Annotated in this window: 22 protein-coding genes, 1 tRNA gene and 1 pseudogene; 6 read left to right on the plus strand and 18 right to left on the minus strand. The window is 70.0% G+C overall.

What is annotated here, in order from left to right:
- Positions 1–37: 37 nt before the first annotated feature.
- From recF to G472_RS32800, 3 genes are all read right to left on the minus strand, one after another.
- On the minus strand, positions 38–1,225 hold the full coding sequence (gene recF, locus G472_RS0112245; RefSeq protein WP_051340728.1) for a DNA replication/repair protein RecF: 1,188 nt from the start codon (positions 1,223–1,225) through the stop codon (positions 38–40).
- Between the two features lie 80 nt (positions 1,226–1,305).
- The gene (dnaN, locus tag G472_RS0112250) at positions 1,306–2,436 is read right to left on the minus strand and encodes a DNA polymerase III subunit beta (RefSeq protein ID WP_029008630.1); all 1,131 of its coding nucleotides are present in this window, start codon (positions 2,434–2,436) and stop codon (positions 1,306–1,308) included.
- A 200-nt stretch (positions 2,437–2,636) separates the two neighbouring features.
- A complete protein-coding gene (locus tag G472_RS32800; RefSeq protein ID WP_211100181.1) occupies positions 2,637–4,271 on the minus strand; it encodes a hypothetical protein in 1,635 nt (544 codons plus the stop codon).
- A gap of 282 nt (positions 4,272–4,553) precedes the next feature.
- Between G472_RS32800 and G472_RS0112260 the strand changes: the two genes are divergently transcribed.
- Positions 4,554–5,030, plus strand: a complete 477-nt coding sequence (locus G472_RS0112260; RefSeq protein ID WP_029008631.1) for a bacteriohemerythrin — start codon at positions 4,554–4,556, stop codon at positions 5,028–5,030.
- A gap of 9 nt (positions 5,031–5,039) precedes the next feature.
- Here the strand turns inward: G472_RS0112260 and G472_RS32805 are convergent, their stop codons facing one another.
- On the minus strand, positions 5,040–6,698 hold the full coding sequence (locus G472_RS32805) for a sensor histidine kinase (protein ID WP_156927091.1): 1,659 nt from the start codon (positions 6,696–6,698) through the stop codon (positions 5,040–5,042).
- Between the two features lie 139 nt (positions 6,699–6,837).
- Here G472_RS32805 and mtnA point away from each other — a divergent pair, with 139 nt between their 5' ends.
- The 3 genes from mtnA (at position 6,838) to G472_RS0112285 (ending at position 10,169) form a co-directional block, all read left to right on the plus strand.
- A complete protein-coding gene (gene mtnA, locus G472_RS0112270; RefSeq protein ID WP_029008632.1) occupies positions 6,838–7,941 on the plus strand; it encodes an S-methyl-5-thioribose-1-phosphate isomerase in 1,104 nt (367 codons plus the stop codon).
- Between the two features lie 13 nt (positions 7,942–7,954).
- Positions 7,955–8,722, plus strand: coding sequence for a class II glutamine amidotransferase (locus G472_RS0112275; protein WP_029008633.1), 768 nt, complete (start codon positions 7,955–7,957; stop codon positions 8,720–8,722).
- A gap of 376 nt (positions 8,723–9,098) precedes the next feature.
- The gene (locus tag G472_RS0112285; RefSeq protein WP_029008634.1) at positions 9,099–10,169 is read left to right on the plus strand and encodes a S1C family serine protease; all 1,071 of its coding nucleotides are present in this window, start codon (positions 9,099–9,101) and stop codon (positions 10,167–10,169) included.
- A gap of 32 nt (positions 10,170–10,201) precedes the next feature.
- Here the strand turns inward: G472_RS0112285 and G472_RS32810 are convergent, their stop codons facing one another.
- The 7 genes from G472_RS32810 to G472_RS0112320 form a co-directional block, all read right to left on the minus strand.
- Entirely contained in the window at positions 10,202–10,591 is a 390-nt protein-coding gene (locus G472_RS32810) for a hypothetical protein (protein WP_051340730.1), read from the minus strand.
- Positions 10,592–10,861: 270 nt separating this feature from the next.
- Positions 10,862–11,125, minus strand: coding sequence for a hypothetical protein (locus G472_RS0112295; RefSeq protein WP_029008635.1), 264 nt, complete (start codon positions 11,123–11,125; stop codon positions 10,862–10,864).
- A 72-nt stretch (positions 11,126–11,197) separates the two neighbouring features.
- Complete coding sequence (locus G472_RS0112300) at positions 11,198–12,412, minus strand: winged helix-turn-helix domain-containing protein (RefSeq protein ID WP_029008636.1); 1,215 nt, start codon at positions 12,410–12,412, stop codon at positions 11,198–11,200.
- Positions 12,413–12,419: 7 nt separating this feature from the next.
- Positions 12,420–13,139, minus strand: coding sequence for a Crp/Fnr family transcriptional regulator (locus G472_RS0112305; RefSeq protein ID WP_035692142.1), 720 nt, complete (start codon positions 13,137–13,139; stop codon positions 12,420–12,422).
- Between the two features lie 129 nt (positions 13,140–13,268).
- Positions 13,269–13,805, minus strand: coding sequence for a YgjV family protein (locus tag G472_RS32815; RefSeq protein WP_051340732.1), 537 nt, complete (start codon positions 13,803–13,805; stop codon positions 13,269–13,271).
- A 78-nt stretch (positions 13,806–13,883) separates the two neighbouring features.
- On the minus strand, positions 13,884–14,726 hold the full coding sequence (locus G472_RS0112315) for an alpha/beta fold hydrolase (RefSeq protein WP_169732808.1): 843 nt from the start codon (positions 14,724–14,726) through the stop codon (positions 13,884–13,886).
- A 184-nt stretch (positions 14,727–14,910) separates the two neighbouring features.
- Positions 14,911–15,336, minus strand: a complete 426-nt coding sequence (locus G472_RS0112320) for a 4a-hydroxytetrahydrobiopterin dehydratase (protein WP_029008639.1) — start codon at positions 15,334–15,336, stop codon at positions 14,911–14,913.
- Between the two features lie 213 nt (positions 15,337–15,549).
- Between G472_RS0112320 and G472_RS0112325 the strand changes: the two genes are divergently transcribed.
- Positions 15,550–16,146 carry a uracil-DNA glycosylase gene (locus tag G472_RS0112325; RefSeq protein WP_035692143.1) on the plus strand — a complete coding sequence of 199 codons (597 nt, stop codon included), beginning with the start codon at positions 15,550–15,552 and terminating at the stop codon, positions 16,144–16,146.
- 9 nt (positions 16,147–16,155) lie between these two features.
- Here G472_RS0112325 and G472_RS0112330 read toward each other — a convergent pair whose 3' ends face one another.
- The 3 genes from G472_RS0112330 to G472_RS32820 all read right to left on the minus strand — a co-directional run bounded on the left by G472_RS0112330 (position 16,156) and on the right by G472_RS32820 (position 19,963).
- On the minus strand, positions 16,156–17,133 hold the full coding sequence (locus tag G472_RS0112330; protein WP_029008641.1) for a glucokinase: 978 nt from the start codon (positions 17,131–17,133) through the stop codon (positions 16,156–16,158).
- Complete coding sequence (gene otsA / locus G472_RS0112335; RefSeq protein ID WP_029008642.1) at positions 17,130–18,527, minus strand: alpha,alpha-trehalose-phosphate synthase (UDP-forming); 1,398 nt, start codon at positions 18,525–18,527, stop codon at positions 17,130–17,132. Before otsA ends, G472_RS0112330 begins: the two co-directional genes overlap by 4 nt.
- Before the next feature lie 524 nt (positions 18,528–19,051).
- Complete coding sequence (locus G472_RS32820; protein WP_035692144.1) at positions 19,052–19,963, minus strand: N-formylglutamate amidohydrolase; 912 nt, start codon at positions 19,961–19,963, stop codon at positions 19,052–19,054.
- 218 nt (positions 19,964–20,181) lie between these two features.
- On the opposite strand from G472_RS32820, the gene G472_RS0112345 reads away from it, so the two are divergent.
- Positions 20,182–20,256, plus strand: a tRNA-Val gene (locus G472_RS0112345).
- A gap of 95 nt (positions 20,257–20,351) precedes the next feature.
- Here G472_RS0112345 and G472_RS38035 read toward each other — a convergent pair.
- The 4 genes and pseudogenes from G472_RS38035 to G472_RS38050 all read right to left on the minus strand — a co-directional run bounded on the left by G472_RS38035 (position 20,352) and on the right by G472_RS38050 (position 25,520).
- Positions 20,352–21,605 (minus strand): tyrosine-type recombinase/integrase, encoded by a 1,254-nt coding sequence (locus G472_RS38035; RefSeq protein WP_084536600.1) that lies wholly within the window; start codon positions 21,603–21,605, stop codon positions 20,352–20,354.
- A gap of 20 nt (positions 21,606–21,625) precedes the next feature.
- Positions 21,626–21,790, minus strand: a pseudogene (locus tag G472_RS40795) (helix-turn-helix transcriptional regulator); the annotation flags it as partial.
- 89 nt (positions 21,791–21,879) lie between these two features.
- On the minus strand, positions 21,880–23,364 hold the full coding sequence (locus tag G472_RS38045; RefSeq protein ID WP_084536602.1) for a tyrosine-type recombinase/integrase: 1,485 nt from the start codon (positions 23,362–23,364) through the stop codon (positions 21,880–21,882).
- Positions 23,364–25,520: a tyrosine-type recombinase/integrase gene (locus tag G472_RS38050; protein ID WP_084536603.1), complete on the minus strand. Its 2,157-nt coding sequence runs from the start codon at positions 25,518–25,520 to the stop codon at positions 23,364–23,366. Before G472_RS38050 ends, G472_RS38045 begins: the two co-directional genes overlap by 1 nt.
- Positions 25,521–25,581 lie beyond the last annotated feature (61 nt).

The following is a 25,581-nucleotide window of genomic DNA, read 5'->3' on the forward strand; positions in this document are numbered from 1 at the left end:
CCGCATTTTTTTGCGTCCTGAGGCGGGCCCGGCCCGATCATTCCGGCATTGCCCGACCCTCCTCGATGCGAAAGCGGCAGGCATCGGCCCCCAGCGGCGCGAACACCGCCGCGTCGGTGCCGGTCATCCACGCCTGGGCGCCCAGCGCCAGGATCTCCCCGAACAGGGCGGCCCGGCGCTCGGCGTCCAGATGGGCCGCCACCTCGTCCAGCAGCAGCAGCGGCGCCGCTCCCCGTTCGGCCGCCAGCAGGCGGGCGTTGGCCAGCACGATGGCGATCAGCAGCGCCTTCTGCTCCCCCGTGGAGCACAGGGCCGCCGGCATGTCCTTGGCCCGGTGGCGCACCACCAGGTCGCTGCGGTGCGGGCCCACCGCGGCACCGCCGGACGCCGCGTCGTCGCGCCGCCGTGCCCGCAGCGCGTCGCGCAGGGTGTCCTCGGCGGCCAGCGCCGGCCCTTCGTCCAGCCAGCCCTCCACCGTTCCCTCCACCGCCAGGACGGCACCGGGGAACGGTCCGACGGCGCGCCCGCAGGCGGCGCGCAGACGGCCCACCACGTCGCGCCGCGCCGCCGCCACCGCCACGCCCGCCGTCGCCATGGCGTCCTCCAGCCCGGACAGCCAGCCGTCGTCGAAGCGGCCGTCGCGCAGCAGCCGGGCGCGCTCGCGCAGCGCGTGCTCGAAGCGGCTGAGGCGGCCGGCGTGGGCGGGGTCGAAGCCGAACACCAGGCGATCGAGGAAGCGGCGCCGGCCGCTCGCCCCCTCCAGGAACAGGCGGTCCATCGGCGGCGTCAGCCACACCACCGCCACATGGTCGGCCAGCACGGTCTGGCCGCGGGCGGGATGGCCGTCGATGCGCACGACGCGCCGGTTGCCGTCGCCCGCCCGCGCGTCGCGGCCGGTGCCGATCTCCACCGGGCCGTTGGGCGTCTCCACCACCGCCGCCACCGCCCAGCCGCCGCCGGGCGACTCATCGGGAGCCTCCGGCACAGGGCCGATGCGCTCCACCTCGGCGATGGTGGCACCGCGCAGGCCGCGGCCGGGCGCCAGGAAGCTGACCGCTTCCAGCAGGTTGGTCTTGCCGGCGCCGTTGGGTCCGGTCAGCACCACCGGGCGACGGTCGGGCTCCAGGCGCGCGTGGGCGTAGCTGCGGAAGCGCGTCAGCGTCAGCCGCGTGACCGCAAGGGCGTCGGGGAACGGGGAGGGGGCGATCTTCCTGGCTTCCAGCACGGGGGGCGTCACCGGTTCGCGGAACGGCCGACGGCCCCGGCCCGGAGGCGGGCGGGGCGGTCGTTGCAATCCTCGGCCCGTCAGACGCGCATCGGCATCAGCACGTACAGGGCGGCGTTGTCGGCGACGTCGCGCACGATGGTGGGCGACGCGGCGTCCGCCATGGTGAAGCGGGCCCCTTCACCTTCGATCTGCTGCGTGATGTCCAGCAGATAGCGGGAGTTGAAGCCGATTTCCAGGGGACCTTCCTGGTAATTGACCTCCAGCTCCTCGGTGGCGCTGCCGGCCTCGGGGCTGGTCGCCGACAGGGTCAGCAGCCCCTTGGCCAGCGACAGCTTCACCGCCCGGCTCTTCTCCGTGGAGATGGTGGCCACACGGTCCACCGCGGCGGCGAACAGCTTGGCGTCGACCTCCATCACCTTGTCGTTGCCGACGGGGATGACCCGCTCGTAGTCGGGGAAGGTCCCGTCGATCAGCTTCGAGGTCATGACGATGGAATCGAAGGCGAAGCGGATCTTGTTCTCCGACAGGGACACCTCGATGCGGTCCGCCGCCTCGTCGATCAGCTTGCGCACCTCGCCCACGGTCTTGCGCGGCACGATGACGCCGGGGATGCCCTCGCCGCCGTCGGGCAGCGGCATCTCCACCCGGGCCAGGCGGTGGCCGTCGGTGGCCACGGCGCGCAGCACCGGCAGCTCCGCCCCGCCGCTGCGTGCGTTGGCGGCGTGCAGATAGATGCCGTTCAGGTAATAGCGCGTCTCCTCGGTGGAGATGGCGAAGCGGGTGCGGTCGATCAGGGCGCGCAGGTCGGCCGCCGCCAGCGTGAAGCGGGTGCGCAGGTCGCCGCCGGACAGCTGCGGGAAATCCTCCACCGGCAGGCAGCCCAGGCGGAACTGCGAACGGCCCGAGCGCAAGGTGAGCTGGGTACCGTCGCCGGCCACGTCCAGCTCCACCTGGCTGCCGTCGGGCAGCTTGCGCACGATGTCGTACAGGGTGTGGGCGGGAGCGGTGGTCCCGCCGGTGCGGCTGACCGTGGCCGGCACCGTCTCCACGATCTCCAGATCCATGTCGGTGGCGGCCAGCGCCAGCTCGCCGTCGCGGGCCGTCAGCAGCACGTTGGACAGGATGGGGATGGTGTTGCGGCGTTCCACCACGCTCTGCACGTGACCGAGGGACCGAAGCAGGGCGGCGCGTTCGATGATGATGTTCATGCGGGTCTTCTGTCTGCGCGAGCTCGTTGGTCCGGAACGGCGCAGCCGCCGTCTTGGGCGATTCGCCGGGATGAGGTCCCGTCCCGGCGGGGGGACCCTGCGCGGAGCGGGGCGGCAGGATAGCACATCCGCCGCAATGCCGAACGTTTTTGATTCGCACCGGGTTGGATTGCGTCCGACCCGTCCCGTCCGCTGCGGTTTTAACCGGTCCGCGCCTCGTACAGGCGCAGCAGCGACACCAGCTCGGCGCTCTGCCAGTTGCGCGAGCGCGCCAGCTCCTGCCCGACGGCGGCGACGATGCGGTCGATGACCGCGCGCGCGTCCGGGTCGATGGGGGCGTCGCTTTCCAGGTGGAAGCGGGCGATTCGCTGCAGGCCCTGGCTCATGGCGCCGATCCACGGGCCGACCCCTTCGCCCACCGCGCCCAGCAGCCGTTCGATGCGCAGGATGTGGGCCATCCGCGCCGACGGGTCGTCCCCGTCCTCCACCTTCGACGCCTGAAGGAAGGCGGCGCCGGCGTCCTGGACCAACCGGTTGCGGAACGCCGTGAGATCGGGCGTGGCGTAGCCCACCGACGCCAGAACGCTGCTCCACGACCGCAGGAAGCCCAGCAGCCACACCACGTCGTCATGGTCGGGGGTGGGGGCGTGGCGGGCCGTGACGGCGGCGCGCACCCGGTCGGCCAGCACCGGCAGGGCGGCGGTCGACAGGGACCGGGCGGCCTCGGCCAGGCGCGGGCGCACCCGCGGGCCGACGAAGCGGCTGGCCAGCAACCCGCCCGCGGACAGGGCGGTCAGCGACCGGTCCAGGCGGGTCAGCGTCTCCGCCAGCAGGTCGCGCACCGGGCGCGGCAGCGACAGCACCGCGCCGGCGGGGCCGTCCACCTCGCCGAACACGGCGTTCACCGTTTCGCCGAGCGTGGCGCAGCAGGCGGCGAAATGGCCGAACAGGGCCTGATGCAGCGGGTGGTTCTCGCTGACCGCCGGGCCGCCGTACTCGCGCACGTAGCGCAGCACCACGTCGTAGCGGCCCTTGACGTTCAGGGCCATCAGCGACGGCAGCCAGACCACCGGGTCCTCGTAGTCGCGGTTGGGGCAGATGCCGCGCAGCTCGCGGATGTAGCCGACCACCAGGGCGGCCTGGCCGTCCACCTCGGCGTGGCGGTGCTCCCCCGTCGCCGGCGTGTCCGACAGGTCCAGGCGCATGCGCTCCAGCGCCGCCAGCAGCGGCTCCCCTTCCTCCAGCACCGCTTGGGCGAAGGCCAGCAGGCGCAGGTCGATGGGCGCCTTGGCGGTCAGGTGCGGCACCCGGCGCCGCGCGTCCTGCAACGCCTCCCGGTTGGCCAGGGTCAGAAACTCCTCCGCCATGCGGCGGTTGGTGGGGACCAGCGCCAGATGCTCCACCGCGGCCAGACGCATGCGCTCGCGCAGGGCCAGCGCCTCCGGTCCGGCCAGCACGCGGTCCAGCAGGGCGTCCTGCGACAGGACGTCCAGGCGGTCCTGCACCTCCATGGCCAGCTTGGGGAAGGCATAGCGGCTCAACGCCTGCCAGATGCCGCCCATGTCGACCCGCTGGATCAGGCCGGGAACCGGGTCGCGGGCACGGTAGAGCACGGGGTCGTCGACCAGCAGGGGTTCGAACAGGCTGGTGAACAGGCGCCGCGCCTTGAAGGGGCGCAGGCGGTTGAACTGTTCCACCAGCGAATCGCGCAGGATGCGGGCGCGGCCGGTGCGCTGCCGGCCGCTGGCGTCGATTTCCTCGATCACCGCGCGGATGGCGTAGCGCGGGATGCGCGCCACCAGTTCCTCGATCCGGCGGCGCAGTTCGGGCGGCACGTCGGAGTCGCCATCCGGGCCGGCATCCGGAGGTTCCGTGGATTGTGTCATCCGTTCCGACCAATCGTCGCGGGGCATCCCGTCACGCGAACTGATATTATCGCCTCCGATCATGCTAGCTCGCACCGGCCGGGTGCGGCAATACGACTCGGTGTCGCAATGATGGCGCATCCTTTGGCATATTGCGGTATGATGATGATGGTCTCTTGAGGAGGTGCAGCCCCCGCGCTACGATTACATACGAACACACGGCCGCGTGCATCGGGAAGGGGGGATTCGGATATGGGCGTCGCCGCAGCCGGGCCGCAGCCGGCCGATCCCTTCGCCACCGGCGATGCCGTGGTGGACGCGGCGCACATGCGTCTGTGCGCGCTCTACGCCGTGGTGCGCGAATCCCTGGAAGCCCCCGCCGCCGACGGGCCGCCGCCGGCCGACCTGCGGACGCTGTGCAGGGAACTCCTCGGCCTTGCCGGCGATCATTTCGCCGCGGAGGAGGCGCTGATGGCCGCCACCGGTTTCCCCGAACGGGATGTGCACCGCCGCCTCCACGCCGCGTTCCTGGAGCGGCTGGAGGGCATCCGCTCTTTCATCCTGGCCGGCGCCGGCGCGGACGAAACCGGCGACTACGTGCGCCGTTACCTGCTGCTCGCCGCCATCGGCCAATGGCTGAAGGTGCACACCGCCATCGCCGACCGCCGGTTCGTCGATTTCCTGGCGGCCACCGGGCAGGGGCCCGCCGCCGCGGATTGCGCGGGCTGACCGCCGGCGTCACGCCGCGGCGGGACGCCGCTGCGTGTTGGGGATCGTCAGGGTGACGGTGGTGCCGGGACCGATGGCGGTGTGCACGGTGGCCCCGGCCTGTCCGGCCAGTGCCTGCAACAGCATCAGGCCGAGGGCGCCGCGCTGCCGGGCGACGCCGGGGGACAGCAGCTCGGCGGGCATGCCGACTCCGTCGTCCGCGACGGCGATGCGCCGGCCGTCGGCGGTCTCGGTCAGGGTCACCGCCACCGTTCCCTCCCGCCCCTCGGGAAAGCCGTGGCGCAGGGCGTTCGACACCAGTTCGCTGACGATCAGGGCCAGCGGCATGGCGCGGTCGACGTCGAGGATCCACGGCTGTGCCGTCACCGTCACCCGCGCCGCCGTCGGCCCGCAGGACCGGGCCAGGCTGTCGCAGAGCTGGCGCAGGCAGTCGGCGAAGTCGATGCGCGCCGGCTCGGCCGAACGGTAGAGCAACTCGTGCACCAGGCTCATGGACTGGATGCGGCGCAGGCTTTCGTTGAAGGCGACGCGCGCCGACTCCTCGACCCGGTTGGATTGCAGGCGCAGCAGGGAGCAGATCACCGTCAGGTTGTTCTTGACCCGATGCTGCACCTCCTTCAGCAGGATCTCCTTGTCGGCCAGGGCATGCTCCAGCCGATGGTTGGCGTCCTCCAGCTCGGCGGTGCGCCGGCTCACCCGCTCCTCCAGCGTGTCGTAGGCGTGCTGCAGCGCCGCCTCGGCCCGGCGCTCGCGGCGGGCGCGCTGGAAGGCCAGCACGCCCAGCCCGCCCACCGCCACCAGGGCGGCGGCCCCGTAGAAGACGTAGAGTTCCACCCGCTCCGCCCACAGGGACGCGATGCCGGCGCGGGGAATGGTGACCTCCGCCACCAGGTCAAAGCCGTCGACGCGCCGCCGCGCCACAAGGGAATCCTCCGGCGCGGCCGCGGGCTCGCCGGGCTCGCGCACCAGCACCGTGCCGTCGGGGCGCAGCAGCGCCACCTCGGTGCCATAACCGATGTCGAAGGCCCGGTAGATGTCGCGCACATAGTGCGGCGACACCGCGACGCTGGCGATCCCGCGCAGCGCGCCGGGGGCGGATTCCAGCGGCCGGCTCAGCACGATCAGCGGCGTCTCGCCGCCGTCGTCGGGGACGGTGTCGATGCGGGTGATGTCCAGCCCGCGGTGGCCGGCGCGCGCGGCGCGCAGGGTTTCGGGGTCGGCGACGGCGACCGGGCCGCCCTCCGGGGAGGCCGGGAAGCGCCGGGTCGACAGCACCACCGTCCCGTCGGCGGCGACGATGCGGATGGCGGCCACATAGGGCATGCCGTCGGCCAGCGTCACCAGCCGGTCCCGCGTCGCGCGGTCATCGGGGATCGCGGCGTCCGGCGGCCCGGCCAGTTCGACCACCCGGCGCAGGATGAGGTCGCTGGTCTCCACCAGCCGGGCGGCGTGCTCGGCCACCAGCAGGCTGACGTTGGCGGCGACGCCGCCGGCGCGGTCGAACGCCGCGTCGCGGTCGCGCCAGGCGAAAGCCGCCAGGGTGCCGACCGTCAGCACGACGGCGACCGCGCAGGCGAGCGCCACCAGGGCCGTTCCCGGCAGGCGGTAGAGCGGGGAACGGGACGAGAGAACGGGCAGGGACATGGATGGCGCAGGGGCGTCGGACATGGAAAAGGGCTCAACCGGTGTCAACGCGCCGCAGCGGTCCCGGTTCCGCGATGCGCCGCCGGACCGTTGCGATGGTTGATCGGCGGGGGGCGGGCCGCCTACTGTCCGGCGGTCGGGGCATGAGAGGGAGACCGGTGCGATGAAGGTGAACGGCGTTGCCTACCGCACGATCTGGCCGGCCGGCGACGGCCGGACCGTGGAGATCATCGACCAGACCAAACTGCCCCACGATTTCGCCGTGGCCCGCCTGACCGGCCTGGAGGAGGCGGCGCACGCCATCCGCGCCATGCTGGTGCGCGGTGCCCCGCTGATCGGGGCCACCGCCGCCTACGGCCTGGCGCTGGCGCTGGCCGAGGATGCCGGCGACGAGCGGCTGGAGCAGGCGTCGGCGGTGCTGCTGGCGACCCGGCCGACCGCGGTCAACCTGCGCTGGGCGCTGGAGCGCATGCGCGCCCGGCTGGCGCCGCTGCCCCCGGCCGAGCGGGCGGCGGCGGCCTACGCCGAAGCCGCCGCCATCTGCGACGAGGACGTGGCCATCAACCGCGCCATCGGCGAACACGGCGCGGCGCTCATCCGGGCCGCCGCGGCGGCCGGGGCGCCGGGCGAACCGGTCAACGTGCTGACCCACTGCAACGCCGGCTGGCTGGCCACCGTCGACTGGGGCACCGCGCTGTCGCCGATCTACGCGGCCTTCGAGGCGGGCATCCCCCTGCACGTCTGGGTCGACGAGACGCGCCCGCGCAACCAGGGCGCCAGCCTGACCGCGTGGGAACTGAACCGCCACGGTGTGCCGCACACGGTGATCGTCGACAACGCCGGCGGCCACCTGATGCAGCACGGCCGGGTCGACCTGTGCATCGTCGGCACCGACCGCACCACCGCCGACGGCGACGTCTGCAACAAGATCGGCACCTATCTGAAGGCTCTGGCGGCCCGCGACAACGGCGTGCCCTTCTATGTGGCGCTGCCGTCGCCCACCATCGACTGGCGGATCGGCGACGGCGTGCGCGAGATCCCCATCGAGGAGCGCGACGGGACCGAGGTGTCGGAGCTGACGGGAATCACCGCCGACGGCCGCATCGAAACCGTGCGCGTCACCCCCGACGGCAGCCCGCTGGCCAACCCCGCCTTCGACGTGACGCCGGCCCGGCTGGTCAGCGGGCTGATCACCGAGCGCGGCGTCTGCGCCGCCTCGCGGGAGGGGCTGCGCGCCCTGTTCCCGGACGCGGGACGGGCGGCCTGACGGGGAGACCGCTATGTGCGAGCTGCTGGGCATGAGCGCCAACGTGCCCACCGACATCTGCTTCAGCTTCGCCGGGCTGATGAACCGCGGCGGCCGCACCGGGCCGCACCGCGACGGCTGGGGCATCGCGTTCTACGAGGGCAAGGGCTGCCGCACCTTCCACGACCCCCATCCGAGCTGCGAGTCGGAGATCGCCCGGCTGGTGCGGGAATACCCGATCAAGTCCTGCGTCGTCGTCTCCCACATCCGCCGCGCCAACCGCGGCCGGGTGATGCTGGAGAACACCCACCCCTTCACGCGCGAGCTGTGGGGGCGGGTGTGGACGTTCGCCCACAACGGCCAGCTCAAGGGCATCAAGCGCCGGCCGACGGGCTTCTACCGCCCGGTGGGCACCACCGACAGCGAGCACGCCTTCTGCTGGCTGCTCGACCGGGTGCGCGCCCGCTGGCCCGAGCCGCCGCGCGGCGACGCGGCCCTGACCGCCTTCGTGGCCGGGCTGGCGGCGGAGCTGAACGGGCTGGGCGTCTTCAACATGCTGCTGACCGACGGCCGCACCCTGTGGTGCCATTGTGCCACCCACCTCGCCTGGCTGACCCGCCGCGCCCCCTTCGGCCCGGCCACCCTGATCGACGAGGACATGACCGTGGATTTCGAGCGGGAGACCACCCCCGGCGACGTGGTCACCGTCGTCGCCACCCGCCCGCTGACCCGCGACGAGCGCTGGACCGTCATGGCGCCGGGCGAGTTCGTCGCCTTCCGCGCCGGCGTGCACACGGCCTGACGCCGTTGCCCGCCGGCCCCGCTGGCCGCCGCCTACACCTTCTCGTCCGGGACGATCGGCCCGGTGGTGCACGACCGCCAGCCGGACGGGACGCTGCGGGGCGTCTGGTCGGTCGCCGACTCCTCCGGCACCGGCACCGAGGTGCTGACCCCCGTGCGGTGAGTGCCGGCGCGGACGGTGACGGTCCGCGTGACCCGGAGCCCCGTTGCCGGTTGTGGGCAATACCGGGTCCGGTACGTCTTGACGTCCGAACCCGGTATCGGCCGCGACGGCGGCCGCGGCCCGATCGGGCCGAAGCCTGCGTGGCGTTTGAACGCAGCGGTCAGGATGGTCCTGACCGCATAAGAAGGACCGGGGTCGGCGGACGGGGGCGCGGATGGGGCGACGCATCGGGGTGCTGCTGCTGATCTGGGCGCTGGCGCTGGCCACCGCCTTCGTCGGCGAACGGCTCTACCGGCTGTACGCGGCGGTGACCCACGAGCCGCGAGTGGTCACCCCGCGCGGCGCCCTGGCCCCGTTCGAGGAGGCGGCCATGGCGGTGTTCGAAACCGCAGCCCCGTCGGTCGTCTACGTCTACGCCCTGCGCGACCCGTCCGGCGATCCGGGGCAGGGAACGGGATCCGGCATCGTCTGGGACGCCGCCGGGCACGTGGTGACCAACCTGCACGTGGTGGAGGGGGCGGATCGGGTGGCGGTGCGCCTGGACAGCGGCCTTGCGGTTCCCGCGGCTGTGGTGGGCACCGCGCCGCAGCTCGACCTTGCCGTGCTGCGCCTGCCCGACGTACCGGCGCCGCTGCGGCCGATCGCCGTCGGCACGTCGGAGGATCTGGCGGTCGGTCAGGCGGTGTTCGCCATCGGCAACCCCTTCGGCCTGGGCCGCAGCATGTCGCGGGGCATCGTCAGTGCCCTGGACCGCACCCTGCCGACGCTGGCCGGGCGGGAGGTGGCCGGCGTCATTCAGACCGACGCGGCGATCAACCCCGGCAACTCCGGCGGGCCGCTGCTCGATTCGGCGGGGCGGCTGGTGGGTGTCAACACCGCCATCCTGTCGGGGACGGGGGCCTTCGCCGGCGTCGGCTTCGCCGTGCCGGTCGATCTGGTCAACCGGGCGGTGCCGGCGTTGATCCGCGACGGCCGTCTGCCGCTGGCCGGGCTGGGCGTGGCGGTGGCGCCGGACGAGGCGACGGCCCGCCGGGGGATCACCGGGGTGATGGTGGCCGCGGTGCCCGACGGCTCCCCCGCGGCGCGGGCCGGCCTGCGCGGCATCGATCCCGCCGGCGACCGGCCGGGGGACGTGGTGACCCACGTGGGCGGACGCCGCGTCGAGACGCTGGCCCAGTTGACCCGGGCGCTGGAGGCGGTGGGCATCGGCAACGAGGCGGAACTGACGGTCCTGCGGGCGGGCGAAACCGTGACCCTGCGGGTGCCCGTGGTGGACATTTCCTGAGCCCGCATCAGTCGATGCACATCCCGAGCGCATCAGTCGATGCACACGCCCGGGCGATTGCCCTCGGCGTCGAGGAAACGCACGCAGCCGAACAGCGGGTAGGTGGTCTGGCAGCGTCCCGGCCCGTCGCCCTGAACCAGGCACAGGCCGCGGCAGTCCGCCGGCCCGGTGCAGGGCGTGCCGCCGTCGGGGTACGCGAGGAAGCACTGGTCCAGTCCCGCCAGACCGCCGCGGCGCCAGTCGCCGCCGGCGGCGGTGCAGGCGGCGGCGTCCTGCGGACGCTCCGGCCCGGCGGCGGCGCTCATCGGGCCGGCCGCAGGGGCAGGGGCGGCGGCGGGTGCCCGGCCGTCACCGGCCGCGTGGCAGGCGGCAAGCAGCAAAAGGGTCAACGCGGTGACGGCGGCGCGGACGGTGCGGAGCATGGGCGATTCTCCGGGACGACAGGACCTCCGTCTATACCGCGGCGACGGTCTGCCGGCCAATCCGGTCCGTTCTTGATCCGCAGGCAAGTCGGACACGGATTGACCGTCCGGTTCCCGGAACCAATATGGCCGGAGAGCGACGAAAGTGATCGCGTTCCGCTCGCAAGGGACAGAAGAAGAGCGTCCGTGCAATCCGCTGAAATCCGCGCAATCCGTGCAGATCTTGTTCCCGCGGGCGGCGATGCCTCCACCCGCGTTCCGCGGACGGCGTCATCCGCCGCAGGAGCAGCCGCAGCTTCGCCCCTGCGGGACGGCGACGCGCACCTCGTTGCGGGCGATGGCCAGCACGGCGTCCAGCGGCAGCCCGATCGCCTCGGCCACCTGGCCCAGGGTCACGGCGTCGGGAATCGTCGAGTTCGCCGCGAAGACGGGATGGAGCCCGGCCAGACGGGCGCGCGCCCCGGGGTCCCGGCGGGTCAGGGCGCCGATGGCGGTCGCGGCGTCGGGCAACGCGGCGTCGGGGGTCGGGATCATCGCCGGAACACTCCGAAAGGGGTAGGGATGGGCCGTTGTCGCGCCGCCGCCCGGGGGCGGCCTTGACGTGCGTCAAGCGATTCGCTCGGCGAGCGCCGCGGCGAGGTCGCCGCGCTCCGCCACCACCGTGCGCTCCAGCCCCAGCCAGCCGGCCAGCGCCGCCAGTTCGCCGGCCAGCGCGCCGGCCACCGCCCCGGCGGGCAGCCCCGGCTCGGTGTGGGCGGCCTGCACAAGCAGGCGGCGGCCGGCTCGGTCCGCCTTGAGGTCGAGACGCGCCGCCAGCCGATCCCCCATCAGGAAGGGCAGCACGTAGTAGCCGTACTCCCGCCGGGCGGCGGGGGTGTAGATCTCGATGCGGTAGCGGAAGCCGAACAGCCGCTCGGTGCGGTCGCGCTCCCACACCAGCGGATCGAAGGGGGAGAGCAGGGCGCATCCGGTGGCGCGGCGGGGAATGCGGGCGTCCGGGTCCAGGTAGGCCGGGCGGTCCCACCCCTCCACCCGCACCGGCACCAGCACCCCTTCCTCCACCAGTTCGGGCAGGCGGGCGCGGACGTCGGCGGTGTCCAGGCGGAAATAGTCGCGCAGATCCGCCTCCGTCGCCACGCCGAGGGCGCGGCCGGCCAGGCGCAGCAGGGCGCGGTGCGCCTCGTCCTCGGTCGGCGTCGGGAGCGCGATCACGGCGGCGGGCAGCACCCGGTCCGGCAGGTCGTAGACGCGCTCGAACCGGCGTCGCGTGGCGGTGGTGACGAGGCCGGCCCAGAACAGCCACTCCAACGCCCGCTTGCCGTCGCTCCACCCCCACCAGGAGCCGGCGCTCCGCCCCGCCTGCGACAGCTCCGACGCGCCCAGCGGGCCGCGGGCCGCCACCTCCGCCAGCACGGCGTCGATGTAGGCGCGCCGCTCCCGCCCGAAGCGGGCGAGCCCGCCGTAGATGCCCGCGCCCCGTTCGGCCCGCGCCATGCGCCAGCGCATCAGCGGGTGCAGGGCCAGGGGCAGCAGCGACGCCTCGTGGCCCCAGTACTCGAACCACGCCCGACGCCGCCCGCCATAGGCCAGCCGCTCGCGGTGGCCGTCGTCGTAGGGGCCGAGGCGGCTGAAGAACGGCATGTGGTGCGCCCGCACCAGCACGTTGACCGAGTCGATCTGAACCACCCCCAGCCGGTCCGCCAGACGCCGGAGGTGGCGCGCCTCGGGCGCCGCACCGGGCCGCGCGCCGGCCAGCCCCTGGGCCGCCAGGGCGATGCGGCGCGCCTCGGCGGCCGACAGGGTGTCAGTTCGGATGGCCACGGCGCGCCTACGCCATTCCCTCGCCATCCTCGTCGGCGTGGCAGAAGCGGCGCAACTCGTCCAGGTCGGCCACCGAAATGGTGCCGCCGTGCGCTTCGACGCCGATGCCGCGCAGTTTGGCCAGGGCGCGCGAGAAGGTCTCCGGCTGCATGCCCAGGCGCCGGGCGATCAGCGCCTTGTCGAAGGGCAGGGCGAACACCGCCGACCCCGACCCCTCGGGGCAGAAGCGCAGCAGGAAGCTGCCCACCCGCTGCGGCGTCGGCTGCACCTGGAGCTGTTCGATCTGCTGCACCAGATGGCGCAGGCGCAGCGACAGCGAGCCCAGCATGGCAAAGGCGATGCGGTCGTCGTCGCGCAGGCAGCGGGCGAAGGCCTCGGCGGTCAGGGTCATGACGCGGCAATCGGCCACCGCTTCGGCGCACACCGGGAACCGGCCGCTGGCGAACATGGCCGCCTCGGCGAAGGTCTCGCCCGCCGCCACCACGTTGACCACCGCTTCCGCCCCGTCACGGGTCAGGCGGTAGAGCTTCACCCAGCCTTCCAGCAGGATGAAGAAGCGGTCGGCCGGCTCGTCCTGCACGAACAGGGTGCTGCCGCGCGGCGCCGGATGCACCCGGGCGCTGCCCACCAGCGCCGACAGCGACCGGTCGGACAGGCCCTGGAACAGCGGGCTGGAACGGATCGTCGCCGCGTCCTGCGGACGCAGCCCCGGCACGTCGGTCTTCATCGCACCCTCTCCCGCCCGGACGCTTGGCGTGGCCCGGTTCATCGGCGATCCAACACCGCGGCGGCCGGCCGGGTCAAGCATCGCCTGCCATGCACCATCCGTGTTGCCGAACGCGATGCCGCCGGCGCCTCAGGCGACGCCGGCGACCGGGCGGCGGGCGCGGGCGAGGCGCAGCATCATCACGGTGTTCAGCGCCATGCCCGCCACGTCCGACATCATGCCCGGCAGGGAGCCGACCAGCAGGTTGTGGGCGAACCAGCAGGGGAAGGCCACCATCATGATCAGCCGCAGCCGCCACACGTCGGTCTGATAGCGGCTGAGCGACACCAGGGCCATGCCCAGCGCCGCGAACAGCGACGGCAGGCCCTGCCACGTCAGGGCCGAGGCGGCGGCGATCACCGGCAGCACGGCCAGATAGACCAGCCGGAAGCCCGGCCGGGTGCCCAGCGGGATGGCGGCGGCCACCTGCACCGCCGACAACCCGTTCATCAGCGCCCCGGTGGCCGCCCCCAGCATCAGCAGATGCACGGTGAAGAACAGGTTGGTGGCGAGCTGCGCCAGCAGGATGCCGGTGCGCGTGCGGAACGCCGGCCACGCCATGCCGCAGGCCGTGCCGAGAAGACCGATGCCCTGAGCGACGGGCGCGGCGAGAAAGGCGTCGATCATGGTGGACCGGGCGGTATGGGAACGGAGCGGCGCACCATCCTACGCCGCCGCGGCCGCGGCAAGAGGCGTTCGCGCGGATCAGGCCGTCGTCACACCCTTCAGCCGGTTCTCCAGCACGCCGATGACCCGGTCGGCCGCCGTCAGGTGCGGCATGTGCCCGACCCCCGGCAGCAGGTCCAGCGCGGCGAAGGGCCAGACCGCGTGCAGGTGGTGGACCGCCGCGGCCGGCACCACCGGGTCGTCGGCCCCGTGGACCAGCACGGACGGCACCGTCAGCCCGTCGACCCAGCCCCGCAGATCCGCCTGGAACAGCGTGGAGGCGTGGGCAAGGGCGATGTCGGGCCGCATGGCCGCCAGCGACCTGGCCACCGCGACGGTGGCCGGCGCGTCCGGCGGTGCGCCCGCCGCCAGGGCGGCGTATTCACGGATCCAGCGGGGGTAGTTCACCGTCATCAGGCCGAGCACGCTGCGCACGGCCAGCGGGTCGAGACCGGCGCGATAGCCCGGCCGCTTCAGCAGGCAGGCGCCCGCCGACAGGAGGATCAGCCGTTCGAAGCGGTCCGGTGCCTTCAACGCCGCGAGCATGCCCGCCATCGCTCCCAGCTCGTGTCCCAGATAGACACAGCGGTCCACCCCGGCGGCGTCCAGCACCGCCAGCAGGTCGTCGGCGAAGCCGTCCGGCGTGGCGTGGCGCAGGTCGTCGTACGCCCCGGCCGCCGCCCCGCACCCGGCCAGGTCGAACGCCACGGTGCGGAACCGCCGGTCGGCCCAGGCGCGCACGGTGCCCCACACCCGCTGGTCCGTGGCGAACCCGTGGCCGAACACCAGCACCGCTCCCCTGCGGCCCGCGACCGTCACGCCATGGCGGCGCAGGACGGCCTCGCTCCATTCCTCCCCCTGTGCACGATCGGCTCGTTGCATGGCCATTGCTCCCCCTCATCGGCTTCTCTGCCTGAAGCCGGCGGAAGAGAGCAACATCACGACCGCGCTGCTGTTCCTTTGTTGCGCAGGATAGGAACTTGGAATTCCGTACAGTCGCTGACCGTACCGTTTTGGTGTCCGGATGCGACCGGGTTAGCGTTGCCGGGCGGCAACGGGCCGGTCCTTATCCGACATCGCGCGCCGTCGGCGACACATCGCCCATGGACGCGGACGCCGGCACGTACGGGGCACCGTGCAGGCCGTCCACCTTGGCCGCCATGATGAAGTCGTTCTCGTGCAGGCCGCCGATCTTGTGGGTCCAGAACTTCACGGTGCAGTAGCCCCAGCCGTGGATGATCTCGGCGTGGTGTCCCTCGTCCTCGCACAGATTGCCGACGCGCACGGCGAAGGCCTGGGCGGCGCGGAAATCGTCGAAGCGGAAGGTCCGCACCAGGTGGTCCGGATCGCCGGCGATCGACCAGCCCGGCACCTGCACCAGGTACGTGTCGGCGGTGGCGCGGTCCATCGGCGGGATGCCGCCGCGGCAGGGCTCGCACTTGCTCTGCGCCAGGTCGCACACGGCTCCGGTCGGGTCCTGCTCTGCGGTCATCGTCCTCTCCCTTTGCGTTCGTTGGCTCAATCGTTGGCTTGACAGAAAGGCTAGGGGGCGAGCGCCGGTCGGCAAGGGCGGCGATCCGGTTGGGTGATGCCGCTGCCCCGGTTGAGCGGCGCCGGCGGCTCCACTATACCGGGCCGCGGGGGAGCCTGCGCGAGCGCGCGCCGTGTTCCGCAGTGCGAACAATTGACGCATCGGATCGAATCCATGAACGACTGGCCCTTCGTCGACTACCAGGAGCCCGCCCGCCCGCCGGCGGGCCCACGCCTTGCCCTGGTCGGCGAGGCGCCGGGGGCGGAGGAGGTGCGCCAGGGCATCCCCTTTGCCGGGCGCAGCGGCAAGCTGCTGAACGAGGCGCTGCACGCCGCGGGTATCGAGCGCGACCGCTGCCTGGTCGCCAACGTCTTCCGCCGCCAGCCGCCTGGCAACAAGGTCGGGCACTTCTTCGCGTCGCGCGCCCGCGCCCGCAAGGAAGGGTTCGCGATCGCCGAGCGGTGGGGGGCGTTCGGCACCTCCGATTGGGTGATCGACGCCTTTGCCTCCGACCTGGACCACCTGGAGCGTACGCTGCGGGCGTACGCTCCGGCTGTGTTGGTGGCGCTGGGGCGCACGCCGCTCTGGGCCCTGACGGGGGAGAACGGCATCACCCGGCTGCGCGGGCAGGTCCTGCCCTGCCGTCTGGTGCCGGGTGCGGTGGTGGTGCCCACCTACCATCCCAGCTTCATCCTGCGCGGTCAGGCCAGGGAGCTGCCGACGATGATCGCCGACCTGAAGATGGCGGCGGCCCGCCTGTCGGCGGGCTGACCGACCGGGTTACGGTTCCGGCTGCCGCTCCAGTGCGGCGGCCAGGCCCAGGAAGGCGGGCAGGGGGTGGGTGACGACGTAGGTCGGTATGGGGGCCAGGAAATCGCGCATGCGGCCCTTCTCGACGAAGCGCTTGCGGAAGCGGGAATGGGCAAAGACGCCCCCCAGCCGCGGCACGATGCCGCCGGCGATGTAGACGCCGCCGCGTGCCCCCAGGGTCAGCGCCAGATTGCCGGCGACGGTGCCAAGCATGGCGCAGAACGTCTCCACCGCCTCCACGCAATGGGCGTCGGAGCCGTCGAGGGCCGCCGCGGTGACCTCCGCCGGGGCCAATGGGCGCGGCTCCCGCCCGTCGAGGATGGTCAGCGCCTCGTAGAGGTTGACGAGGCCCGGGCCGGACAGCACCCGCTCGGCCGAGACGTGGTCGAAGCGCTTGCGGAGCTGGGCCAGCACCGCCCCCTCGCGGTCGCTGACCGGGGCCATGGTGACGTGCCCGCCCTCGCCCGACAGGGCGCTCCAGCCGGCGGCGCCGGGTACGAGCCCCGACACGCCCAGCCCGCTGCCCGGTCCCAGCACGCCGATCACCGCGCCGGCGCGGGGCGTGCCGTCGCCGATCTGCAGGCGGTCGCCGTGGCCCAGCCGCGGCACCGACAGGGCCACGGCGGTGAAGTCGTTGATGATCTCCAGCCGTTCCAGGGCCAGGGCGGCGCGCACCTCGGCCACAGAGAACGACCAGGGCAGGTTGGTCATGGCGATGCGGTCGCCGGTGACCGGTCCGGCGATGCAGAAGGCGGCCCGGCGTGGCCGGGCGTACGCGCCGGCGGATGCCAGGTACGCCTCCGCCGCCTCACGGGGCGAGGGGTAGTCGGCGCAGCGCAGGGTGCGCGAATCGCGCACCGTGTCGCCCTCCATCAGGCCGAAGCGGGCGTTGGTGCCGCCGATGTCGGCGACCAGCACGGGGGCGGTGTCGGGCGGGGTGTCGGTCATGCGTACGGGGCTCGGACCAGGGCGTCGACGTAGGATTCGCGCCAGCGCGTGATGTCGTTGCGGCGCAGCGTCCGCATCATGGCGGTGTGGCGTTCCCGCCGCTCTTCCAGCGACATGGTGAGCGCGCGCTGCAGTTCTTCGGCTACGCCCTCGCTGTCGAACGGGTTCACCAGCAACGCCTCCGTCAGCTCCCGGGCGGCCCCGGCGAATTCCGAGAGCACCAGCACGCCGGGATCTTCGGGATTCTGACAGGCGACATACTCCTTGGCCACCAGATTCATGCCGTCGCGCAGTGGCGTCACCAGGCCGACGTGGGCCTGGCGGTAGAAACCGGACAGGACGCGCGGGCCGAAGCTCTTGTTCAGGTAGCGGATGGGCATCCAGTCGAACTCGGCGTACTGGCCGTTGATGCGCCCGGCCAGTTCCGACAGCTCGCGGCGGATGGCGATGTATTCCGGTACATCCTCGCGGCTGGGCGGGGCGATCTGCAGGAAGGAGACGCGGTTGCGGTGCTCCGGATAGGTTTCCAGAAGCTGCTGGAACGCCTCGAAGCGGTGGGGCAGGCCCTTGGAATAGTCCAGCCGGTCGACGCCGATGATCAGGCGCCGGCCCACCAGGCTTTCGCGCAGCCGCTCGGAATGGCGGGAGCGGGCGTTGGTTTCGGCCAGGCTGACCAGGTGGCCGGTGTCGATGGAGATGGGGAAGGCGCGGGCCAGCAGGGTGCGGCCGAAGGCGCGGATCAGGCAGCCCTCGCCCGGCCCGCGGTCTTCCACCTCGCCCTTCGCCTCGAATCGGATGTAGTTGACGAAGCAGCGCAGGTCGACCTCGGTGTGGAAACCCAGCAGGTCGTAGGCGCACAGCTCGCGCACCAGCTCGCGGTGGTTGGGCAGGACGGTGAACACCTCCGGCGCCGGGAAGGGGGTGTGCAGGAAGAACCCGATGCGCTGGGTCAGGCCCTTGCGGCGCAGGTTTTCGCCGAAGGGGATCAGGTGATAGTCGTGCACCCACACCATGTCGTCCGGCCGCAGCAGCGGCGCCAGTCGGTCGGCGAAGATGCCGTTGACCCGCTGGTAGGCGTCGCGGGTGTTGCGGTTCACCGTGAACAGGCCGATGCGGTAGTGGAACAGCGGCCACAGCGTCTGATTGGCGAACCCGTTGTAGTATTCCTCGAAGTCCTTCCGTCCGAGGTCGACGGTGGCGTAGGTCAGGCGGCCGACGTCGGTGCGGCGCGGCTCGCCCTGCGATTCGCCCTCCACCACGGTTCCGCTCCAGCCGAACCAGATCCCGCCCGTCTTCTTCAGCGCGGCCAGCACGGCGACGGCCAGGCCGCCGGCGGCCTGCTTGCCCTCGTCGATGGGCGCAACCCTATTGGACACGACGACCAGTCTGCTCACAGCGCGGTCTCCCGATTCCGGCAGGCCGCGGGACGACGACCACGACGCGGTCGGCGGCGCGTTGCGGCCGGCACCATGCACAAACGGTAAACTCAAGATGCAGGTTCCCTAACATCCGGATGCCTCGCTGGCAACCCTTGCTGAACCGTTCGGCCGAAAGGCAGCATCCGCAAGACACAGCCGCCGATCCGGCGAATCGACGGACAGTACCGGCGGGAACCGGGGACTCGGTCGATTGTTCTATATCTTCATCGGACGGCGGCGGGCGGGGGTGCGCCGTTCGTTGTGCATTGCAGCACGATCTATGCCGGAACGCTGCATTCCTACCACCGTGGGAGATGGTAACTCTTTGCAATACGGAGGATTTTCATTTTTCGCTTGAACGCGGCGGGGTGCGCGATCATATTGTGCATTGCGGCATCGGTCGTGTCTGCGATGCGGACGATGGCGTAACGCACTTCTTGGGCGTTTCCTCCCTAGACTCGGGCCGCGGACCTCCGCGGCCCCTTTTTTTGTGCGCGCGGTCAGCGCGTCCGCAGGGCGGTGGCGTCGATGGCGCCGAGGGTGCGCAGCAGGTCGGTCATGTGCTGCGTGAGGACGGGCAGAAAGGGCAGCCGGTCCAGGGTGGTCTCGTCCATGTAGAGATCGCGGTTGATTTCGATCTGCAGGGCGTGGACGCCGTTGCGCGGCCGGCCGTAGTGGCGCGTGGTGTAGCCGCCGGCGTAGGGGGCGTTGCGGGTGACGGTGTAGCCCCTGGCGCGCAGGAGCCGTTCGGCGGTGTCGGTGACCGCCGGGGCGCAGGCGCTGCCGAAGCAGTCTCCCAGCACGATGTCGACCCGGCGCGCCTCGCCGCCGCTCCCGCTCCCGGCCGCTCCGCCGCTGCCTCCCGAGCCGGCCGACGGCATGGAGTGGCAATCGAGCAACAGACAGTGTCCGAATCGCCGGGTGGTGGCGTCGACCAGCCCGGCGAGGGCGCCGTGATAGGGGGTGTAGCAGCGGCGCACCCGTTCGGCGGCGTCTGCGAAGCGCAGCTTGCCGCGGTAGATCTCCTCGCCGTTGGCGACGACGCGGGCGATGGTGCCGAGCCCGGCGGCGACCCGGGGGGAGCGGGTGTTGACGTAGCGGGGCAGGGCGTCGGCGAACATCTCGGGGTCCAGCTCGTACGCCTCGCGGTTGGCGTCGAGGAAGGCGCGGGGAAAGCGGGCGCGCAGCAGCGGCGCCCCCAGGTCGGGAGCGGCGGCGAAGATCTCGTCGACGTAGGCGTCTTCGGACTTGCGCAGGGTGCGCCCGTCGAGCCGGGCGGCCGCCAGGAACTCCGGCGGGTAGTCGCGCCCGCTGTGCGGCGAGGCGACGACCATCGGCAGGGCCTGTTCGGCCGGGTGCCGGATGTCGAAGGCCGGGGCCTGACCGGCTGTGGCGTCGAAATGCGCGTCCATGGCCTCAGTGATGTAGTCCACCGCAGCGGTGCTGTCACGCAGCACGGGCCCCCGGCCCGGCTGCCGCAGCCATAACGCCGCGCCCCTGCCGTCGGCCCGTCCCGCCGGCCCCGTAAATTTTCCCGCGGGGTCCGAAACTTCGGGGTTGCACGGGTGTGCCGATGGTGCTAAATCCCACGCCCACGCCGGACGTGGCCGCCACAACGGTCCACTCGGACGGGCGCGTAGCTCAGCGGGAGAGCACTACGTTGACATCGTAGGGGTCACAGGTTCAATCCCTGTCGCGCCCACCATGAAGGCCAGCAAGTTCAAGAACTTGCTGGCCTTCGCCCGTTCTGGGGCGGGCTTTTCGGAGGGTGGATGGGAAATAACTGGGAAATTCTGGAACTCAGCCTTCGCCGACGTGCACTGCCGGCAGTGAGGCTGAGAGGTCTACCAACCGGCGGCATTTCATCAGGCGGTCGACCTCTTGGCAGTATGCGTCGATCGCCCGCTCCGCGTTGATGCAGTAGTCAGGATCATGAGGGCAGTAGATGCCCGTAATGTCGTTTTCTGACACCTGCTTGTGTCCCAGCACCACGCTGATCTCGTCGACTGGAACCCGTCGACGGCGCAACTCACGGCCGAGTGTATGCCGAAAGCTGTAGGGCGTGACCTTCCGCCCCGCAGCCCCGCAGACCATGGCCCGGGCACGTCGGAATGCCCGAGGATTCTTTGCCCGGAGATCCACATGGCCTGCGTCCCACGCCGCCAACTCGGCGACACTGGGCGGCCACACGCGCGCTCGCAGACCACGCCAAGCCGAATCGATCTCGGCGATTGGCCGGCCATGCACGGCGACAAGCGGACCCTCGCCCCATTGTTCGGCGTGCCACCGCAACGTGTCGGTAAGGGGAACAATGGGCCGACGCTTCCGCGTCTGCTTTCGTCCGGGCGGCAACAGGTTTACGTAGTCTTGATAATGATCGATCATCGTCGATGTTAGCTCCAGTGCAGCCTCCGGTCGGCACATGGTGTTGATCATGATGACACAAAAACGCCAAAGATGATCCACTTCCACTGCATCCAGCAGCGCCGCAACTTCTGCCATGAGCAGAGGGCGCCCTTTTGGCTCTTTACTGCGTTTTTCCTCGGCGGTTTCGATGTCTTTGACAAATGGCACTGCCTGAATGCACCCATGCTTCCAGGCAAACTTCAACGCCGCCCTGCCAGTTGAAAGTATACGGCTTATGTATCCGTTAGACTTCCCACCCTCTTGGAGCCACAATATGAACTGTTCTTGCTTCTTAAGCGTGATATCTGACACAGTGGACTGCCCCCACCATTCCGTCCAATAACGCAGCTCAATCCGCGCCTGTTCGGCCGAGCGGATTTTACTGGCATGCTCCTCAAAATAGTGGACGAGAACCCAGGCAAGAGGCACCTGGGCTGGGCTTTCCTGGACGGGACTGTATTGGGCTGCGAGCCATTCTACGAGTTTTTGCTCGGCGTCGCAAAGGTCTGCCGTGCCAAGGCTAAAACGCTGCTCGCGGCCGGTTTCGGGATCGATACGGGCGCGGTAGAAGTTACGGCTGTTCTCCTTGGTGATGATGTACCACTGACCGTGCTGGACAAGCCGTCGTCCGGTCTGCTTGCGCGACATTTCTGAGTTTGCCTTTCGATGTACGAGGTTATGTTGCTCTCGGTATAACGCACGGAACCGCGACCAACACGAATGCACTCGATGCCTCCACCCCTGCGAATGCGAGCCAACGTGTCTGCAGAAACGCCGAGGTATTCTGCAGCTTCTTGTTCTTTCAACAGGCGTGGCAGAGCATTAGGCGCCATTGATCCATTCCGTTATTTGATAAGCATGCTCATGTGGCAGGTCGAATATGCTGCCGCTTGCGGCTCTCAGGGGGCCGAAGGGAACCGGTTCATTTCGAAGGGCGGATCGCACGCGGCTTAAGGATCGCCCCTCGGACGCGCAGGGTCTCCGTAAGCGTCTCCAAGAGGCGGGCCGCGAAGGATGCCTCACCCAATGAGCGGTAGTGAGCGAGTGTTGCTGAGTCGGTGTGACCCAGCATGGTGCTCAGCAAGTGCGCTATATCCACCCCCCAGGAACTGAGTTCGGTAGAGTAGAAGGTTCTGAACAGGTGAGGCGTGATTGCAATGCCGAATTCTTCTTGTGTTCGACGCACCATTATGCCTCTCAGACCTTCTTGTGAAAGAGGCTTGCCCTGCTGTGTGACAAATAATGAATTCGTTTGTGATGCATCTAGCAGCAGGATGGGCCTGTATACTTCGAGATATACCTTCAACGCGGGCTTCAGAGCGTCCGGCACTGGCCCCTCGTCAACCCGCCCATTCTTGGTCCGCGTCAGCCGTATGGATTCGGGCACTCCGGCAGCATCGAGCATTACTCCACTTCCCAGTTCCAGGGCGGCGATACTACCAACGCGCTTAGGGCGCCACGTCAGCAGCGCGATGAACAGTCCGTCCCGGAAGTGAACCGCCGCCCTGACGCTTGCGTGCTGCCGCCGAGCCGCCGCCATGAGACCGATTCCGAGGGCGTGCAGGTCAGACAAGGGAACCCGGCGCGATCGCTTGTTCAGAACCGGCTTCGCCCGCCGAACCAGAAGACCAACCCGTTTCGCCAACCACTCCCAATCCTCATTCGGCGCAAGGATGCACAGCGCCCTGCGGAGATCGGCCGCGTACTTCGCAAGTGTCTTCGGTGCCACACAGCGAGCAGCGAGCGAGTCGAGGAACAAACCAAAGGTGTCCGGCGTCGGCATCCGGCCGACGCCCTGATCCTGTACCCAGCGACACCAGCGTCCCCAACCAAGCTCGGCCCCCATTCGGGTCGACGCCGACCAGCGCCACGGTTGTATCCCTGTTGCCGCTTCAGAGATCTTTCCGTCGAAGGATGGCAGTAGAAAGCGCGCGTATGGGTCTATTGGCTGCGGTTCGAGCCCCGGTTCTGACAGACCCGCATGCCAGCGATCCTGTTCATCAGCCGGCCAATCTTGGAACGCAAGAACACGGAGGCTGGCGGGCTTCGGACGAACGGACCGACCACCACCACGGGTCGACGCCAACGCCACGCGCTTGCGCAACAATACAGCCTTCCATGCCTCGCTGTCGTCCGGACGAAGCTGTTGCAAGGCGGCGACAAGCCCCTTGAGCAGCTCGTGGGCATTGCCTGGCGTAAAGGTGTCCAGAACGGTATCGCTGAAATCCGCCCCGCTGGTCTTGTCAGCCGGTCGCTCTACAGCGGCAGCCCAAGCGAGAAATCGGCCATAAGCTTGGCGGGCGCGCCGTTCCGCGGCGGAAGGCAAGGTTTGCCGCACTGTCATCCACCGCACGCGATCGGCGGGGGGCCACTTGTCGACGGGCAGGCCTCGCATGAGCGTTGCCATCAGTGCATTCCTCCAGACACAGCGCCGTCCTGAAGCGCCTTCTGCAATATTTCGTCGAGTCGGGCCGCTGCAGCGCGGGAGCGCAAGTTGTCTACATAGAATTTCGTCGAAGACGAATTCCGCGCTTGCCCCAGCAACATTTCGACGACGCGATCATCGCTGGTTGCCTCAAATATAAGTCCTCCAAATATCTTCCTCCACAGGTGTGATCTCACTGAAATTCCAATTGCCTCCTCAACGTACCGCTTCAAGTTCAAGGCTATCCGCTGCGATGAGCGAGGTTGTCCCGGCCGGGATCTATGCGCAGCAGGGAAAAGCCAACGGCTATCCGGGTCGGCGGTGCACAGAACGGGGCGGTAATGCTGGACAAAAGTTCGTAGAAACTCGCATTTCCACGGCGCCAGCCCTGCGGCAAGCCCCTTCCCGGTCTTGGTGACCTCGGGCGGCCATTCCACGGAGCCACGACCCTGCGGGATAGTCGGCCAGTTCAGGCAATCCAGCGACGTGTGGGCCAGCGTGCCGCGGCGGACAGGAAGGGTTGACACCAGCAATAGGCAGACGGCCGCCTCCATGCGCCGGGCGTCTCGCTCCCTGATCGGTTGCCCACGTTGGCGGCGCTCCTCGAGTTCACGGAAAGTCTGAGCTGGCAGGCTGAGCAGGCGCACGACGAGTTCTTTGTCATCCAGAACCGGGTTGACGGTCGCCCGGTCCTGCTCCGACAATCCCGGCTTCGGCTTTCCTCGCAAATGCTTGAGGAGCGCGGCAAATCGCTGACGCTCTTCTTCAGAAATGCCGCACCAGACGACAGCCACGCGATAGAGCGCTTGCGCGATATGAGAACGGCTGGTCGTTTCTTTGTCGCTGCCATGGCGACTGTCGTAGTCCCGCAGGCACGCAATGGCCGCCTCAACGGTCGCAACGTCGGCGATCGACCGGATGTCGGCAGGCGCCTTCTGCCCGCTCCGGAGAAGAATGGAGGCAGCAAGTCGCAGTATACTGACGTGGCGCTCCGCGGTTGAGGGGGCAAGCGGTTTGTCGGTCCTGTGAATGTCTCCGATTTCCGCGAGCCGGATGAGTTTTCCGTTGCGTGTCGTAACAAATCGGCTTTCCGAAACGGAGCGTGTGCGCACGGCAGCGAGTTGGGCCTCGAGGGCTGCCTCGTAACCGACCTGCGAAGGATCAAAGCGTTCCTGCGCCGGCAGTCCGCCTGCCTTCCGATAGGCCTTGAGTTCGGCTTCAAATGCGGGGGGCAGTTCACCGGGCGCAAAGCGCAGGAAGCGACGTGCCGGCAAGGCGAGGGCTGCCGGCCACTCGTCCAGGCGCGCAGCCAGGAAGTTCCATGCCGAGAGCACTTGTCGTGCCAGTGAGGAGACTGACCGCCGCGTCAGCGAAATGCGAATTCGGTCCTCGGCATACTGCCAGACGGTTTCGGCAGTGACGTTTTGCGGCATCAACCCCTCCGAGTCGCACCAGCGGATGAAAGGCGACATGCGCTGCAATTGGAGGCTGGCTGAGATGTTGCGCCCCTTCTCGAACCGCTGCGCTGTGTCGTAAAGTGCACGCCATTCTGGTCGCACTTGGCTGATCGGCCGACTGTGTCGATGCACGACACCTGCAATCTGCAGCGAGACATTGATCGAGGATCGGCACTTTTCACGAACTCGCTTCGACGACGAAGCGACGATCTCGGGCCTGTTGACCGCTTCGGCGAGCCAGCGCGGGTCGGCGGGAATGTCAGACGGTTTTCGTTGCAACCATTCAGCGACCCGGTTCAAATCGCGCAGCAGTTCCTTACGGCGCTCGGACGTAAGCGGCTTGCCTTCGCCGGCCTGGGACGCGGCCTCGACCGCTGCGATCACGGCGTCAAGACGAACGCCGAGGCGAAGCCGCTCTCCAGCGGAAAGGCGCTGGTCGGAAGCGAGTTCCTCGAAAAGCAGCCCTGTGACTTCGGCGACGCGCCGAAGTCGTGCGTGATCGAGGATTGTGACGCGCCCGGTCACGACGCTGTTAACCCATCCTTCGGAATATCCCAGGCGGCGACTCAGGGCATTCTGAGACACCGCATTTTCCGCGCACCAAGCGAGAATCAGTTGCGCAGCTTTGGTCGTTTGGCGCGGCCGGGGAGCGGCAGCAAGGCGAGACCTATTTTCGTCCATTGATTGATTCCTGCTGGGAAAGGGCTGTGGCGACCTTTGGCGAGCCGTGGCGTCTCATGGC

It is taken from the genome of Azospirillum halopraeferens DSM 3675 (assembly GCF_000429625.1).
Taxonomy (GTDB): domain Bacteria; phylum Pseudomonadota; class Alphaproteobacteria; order Azospirillales; family Azospirillaceae; genus Azospirillum; species Azospirillum halopraeferens.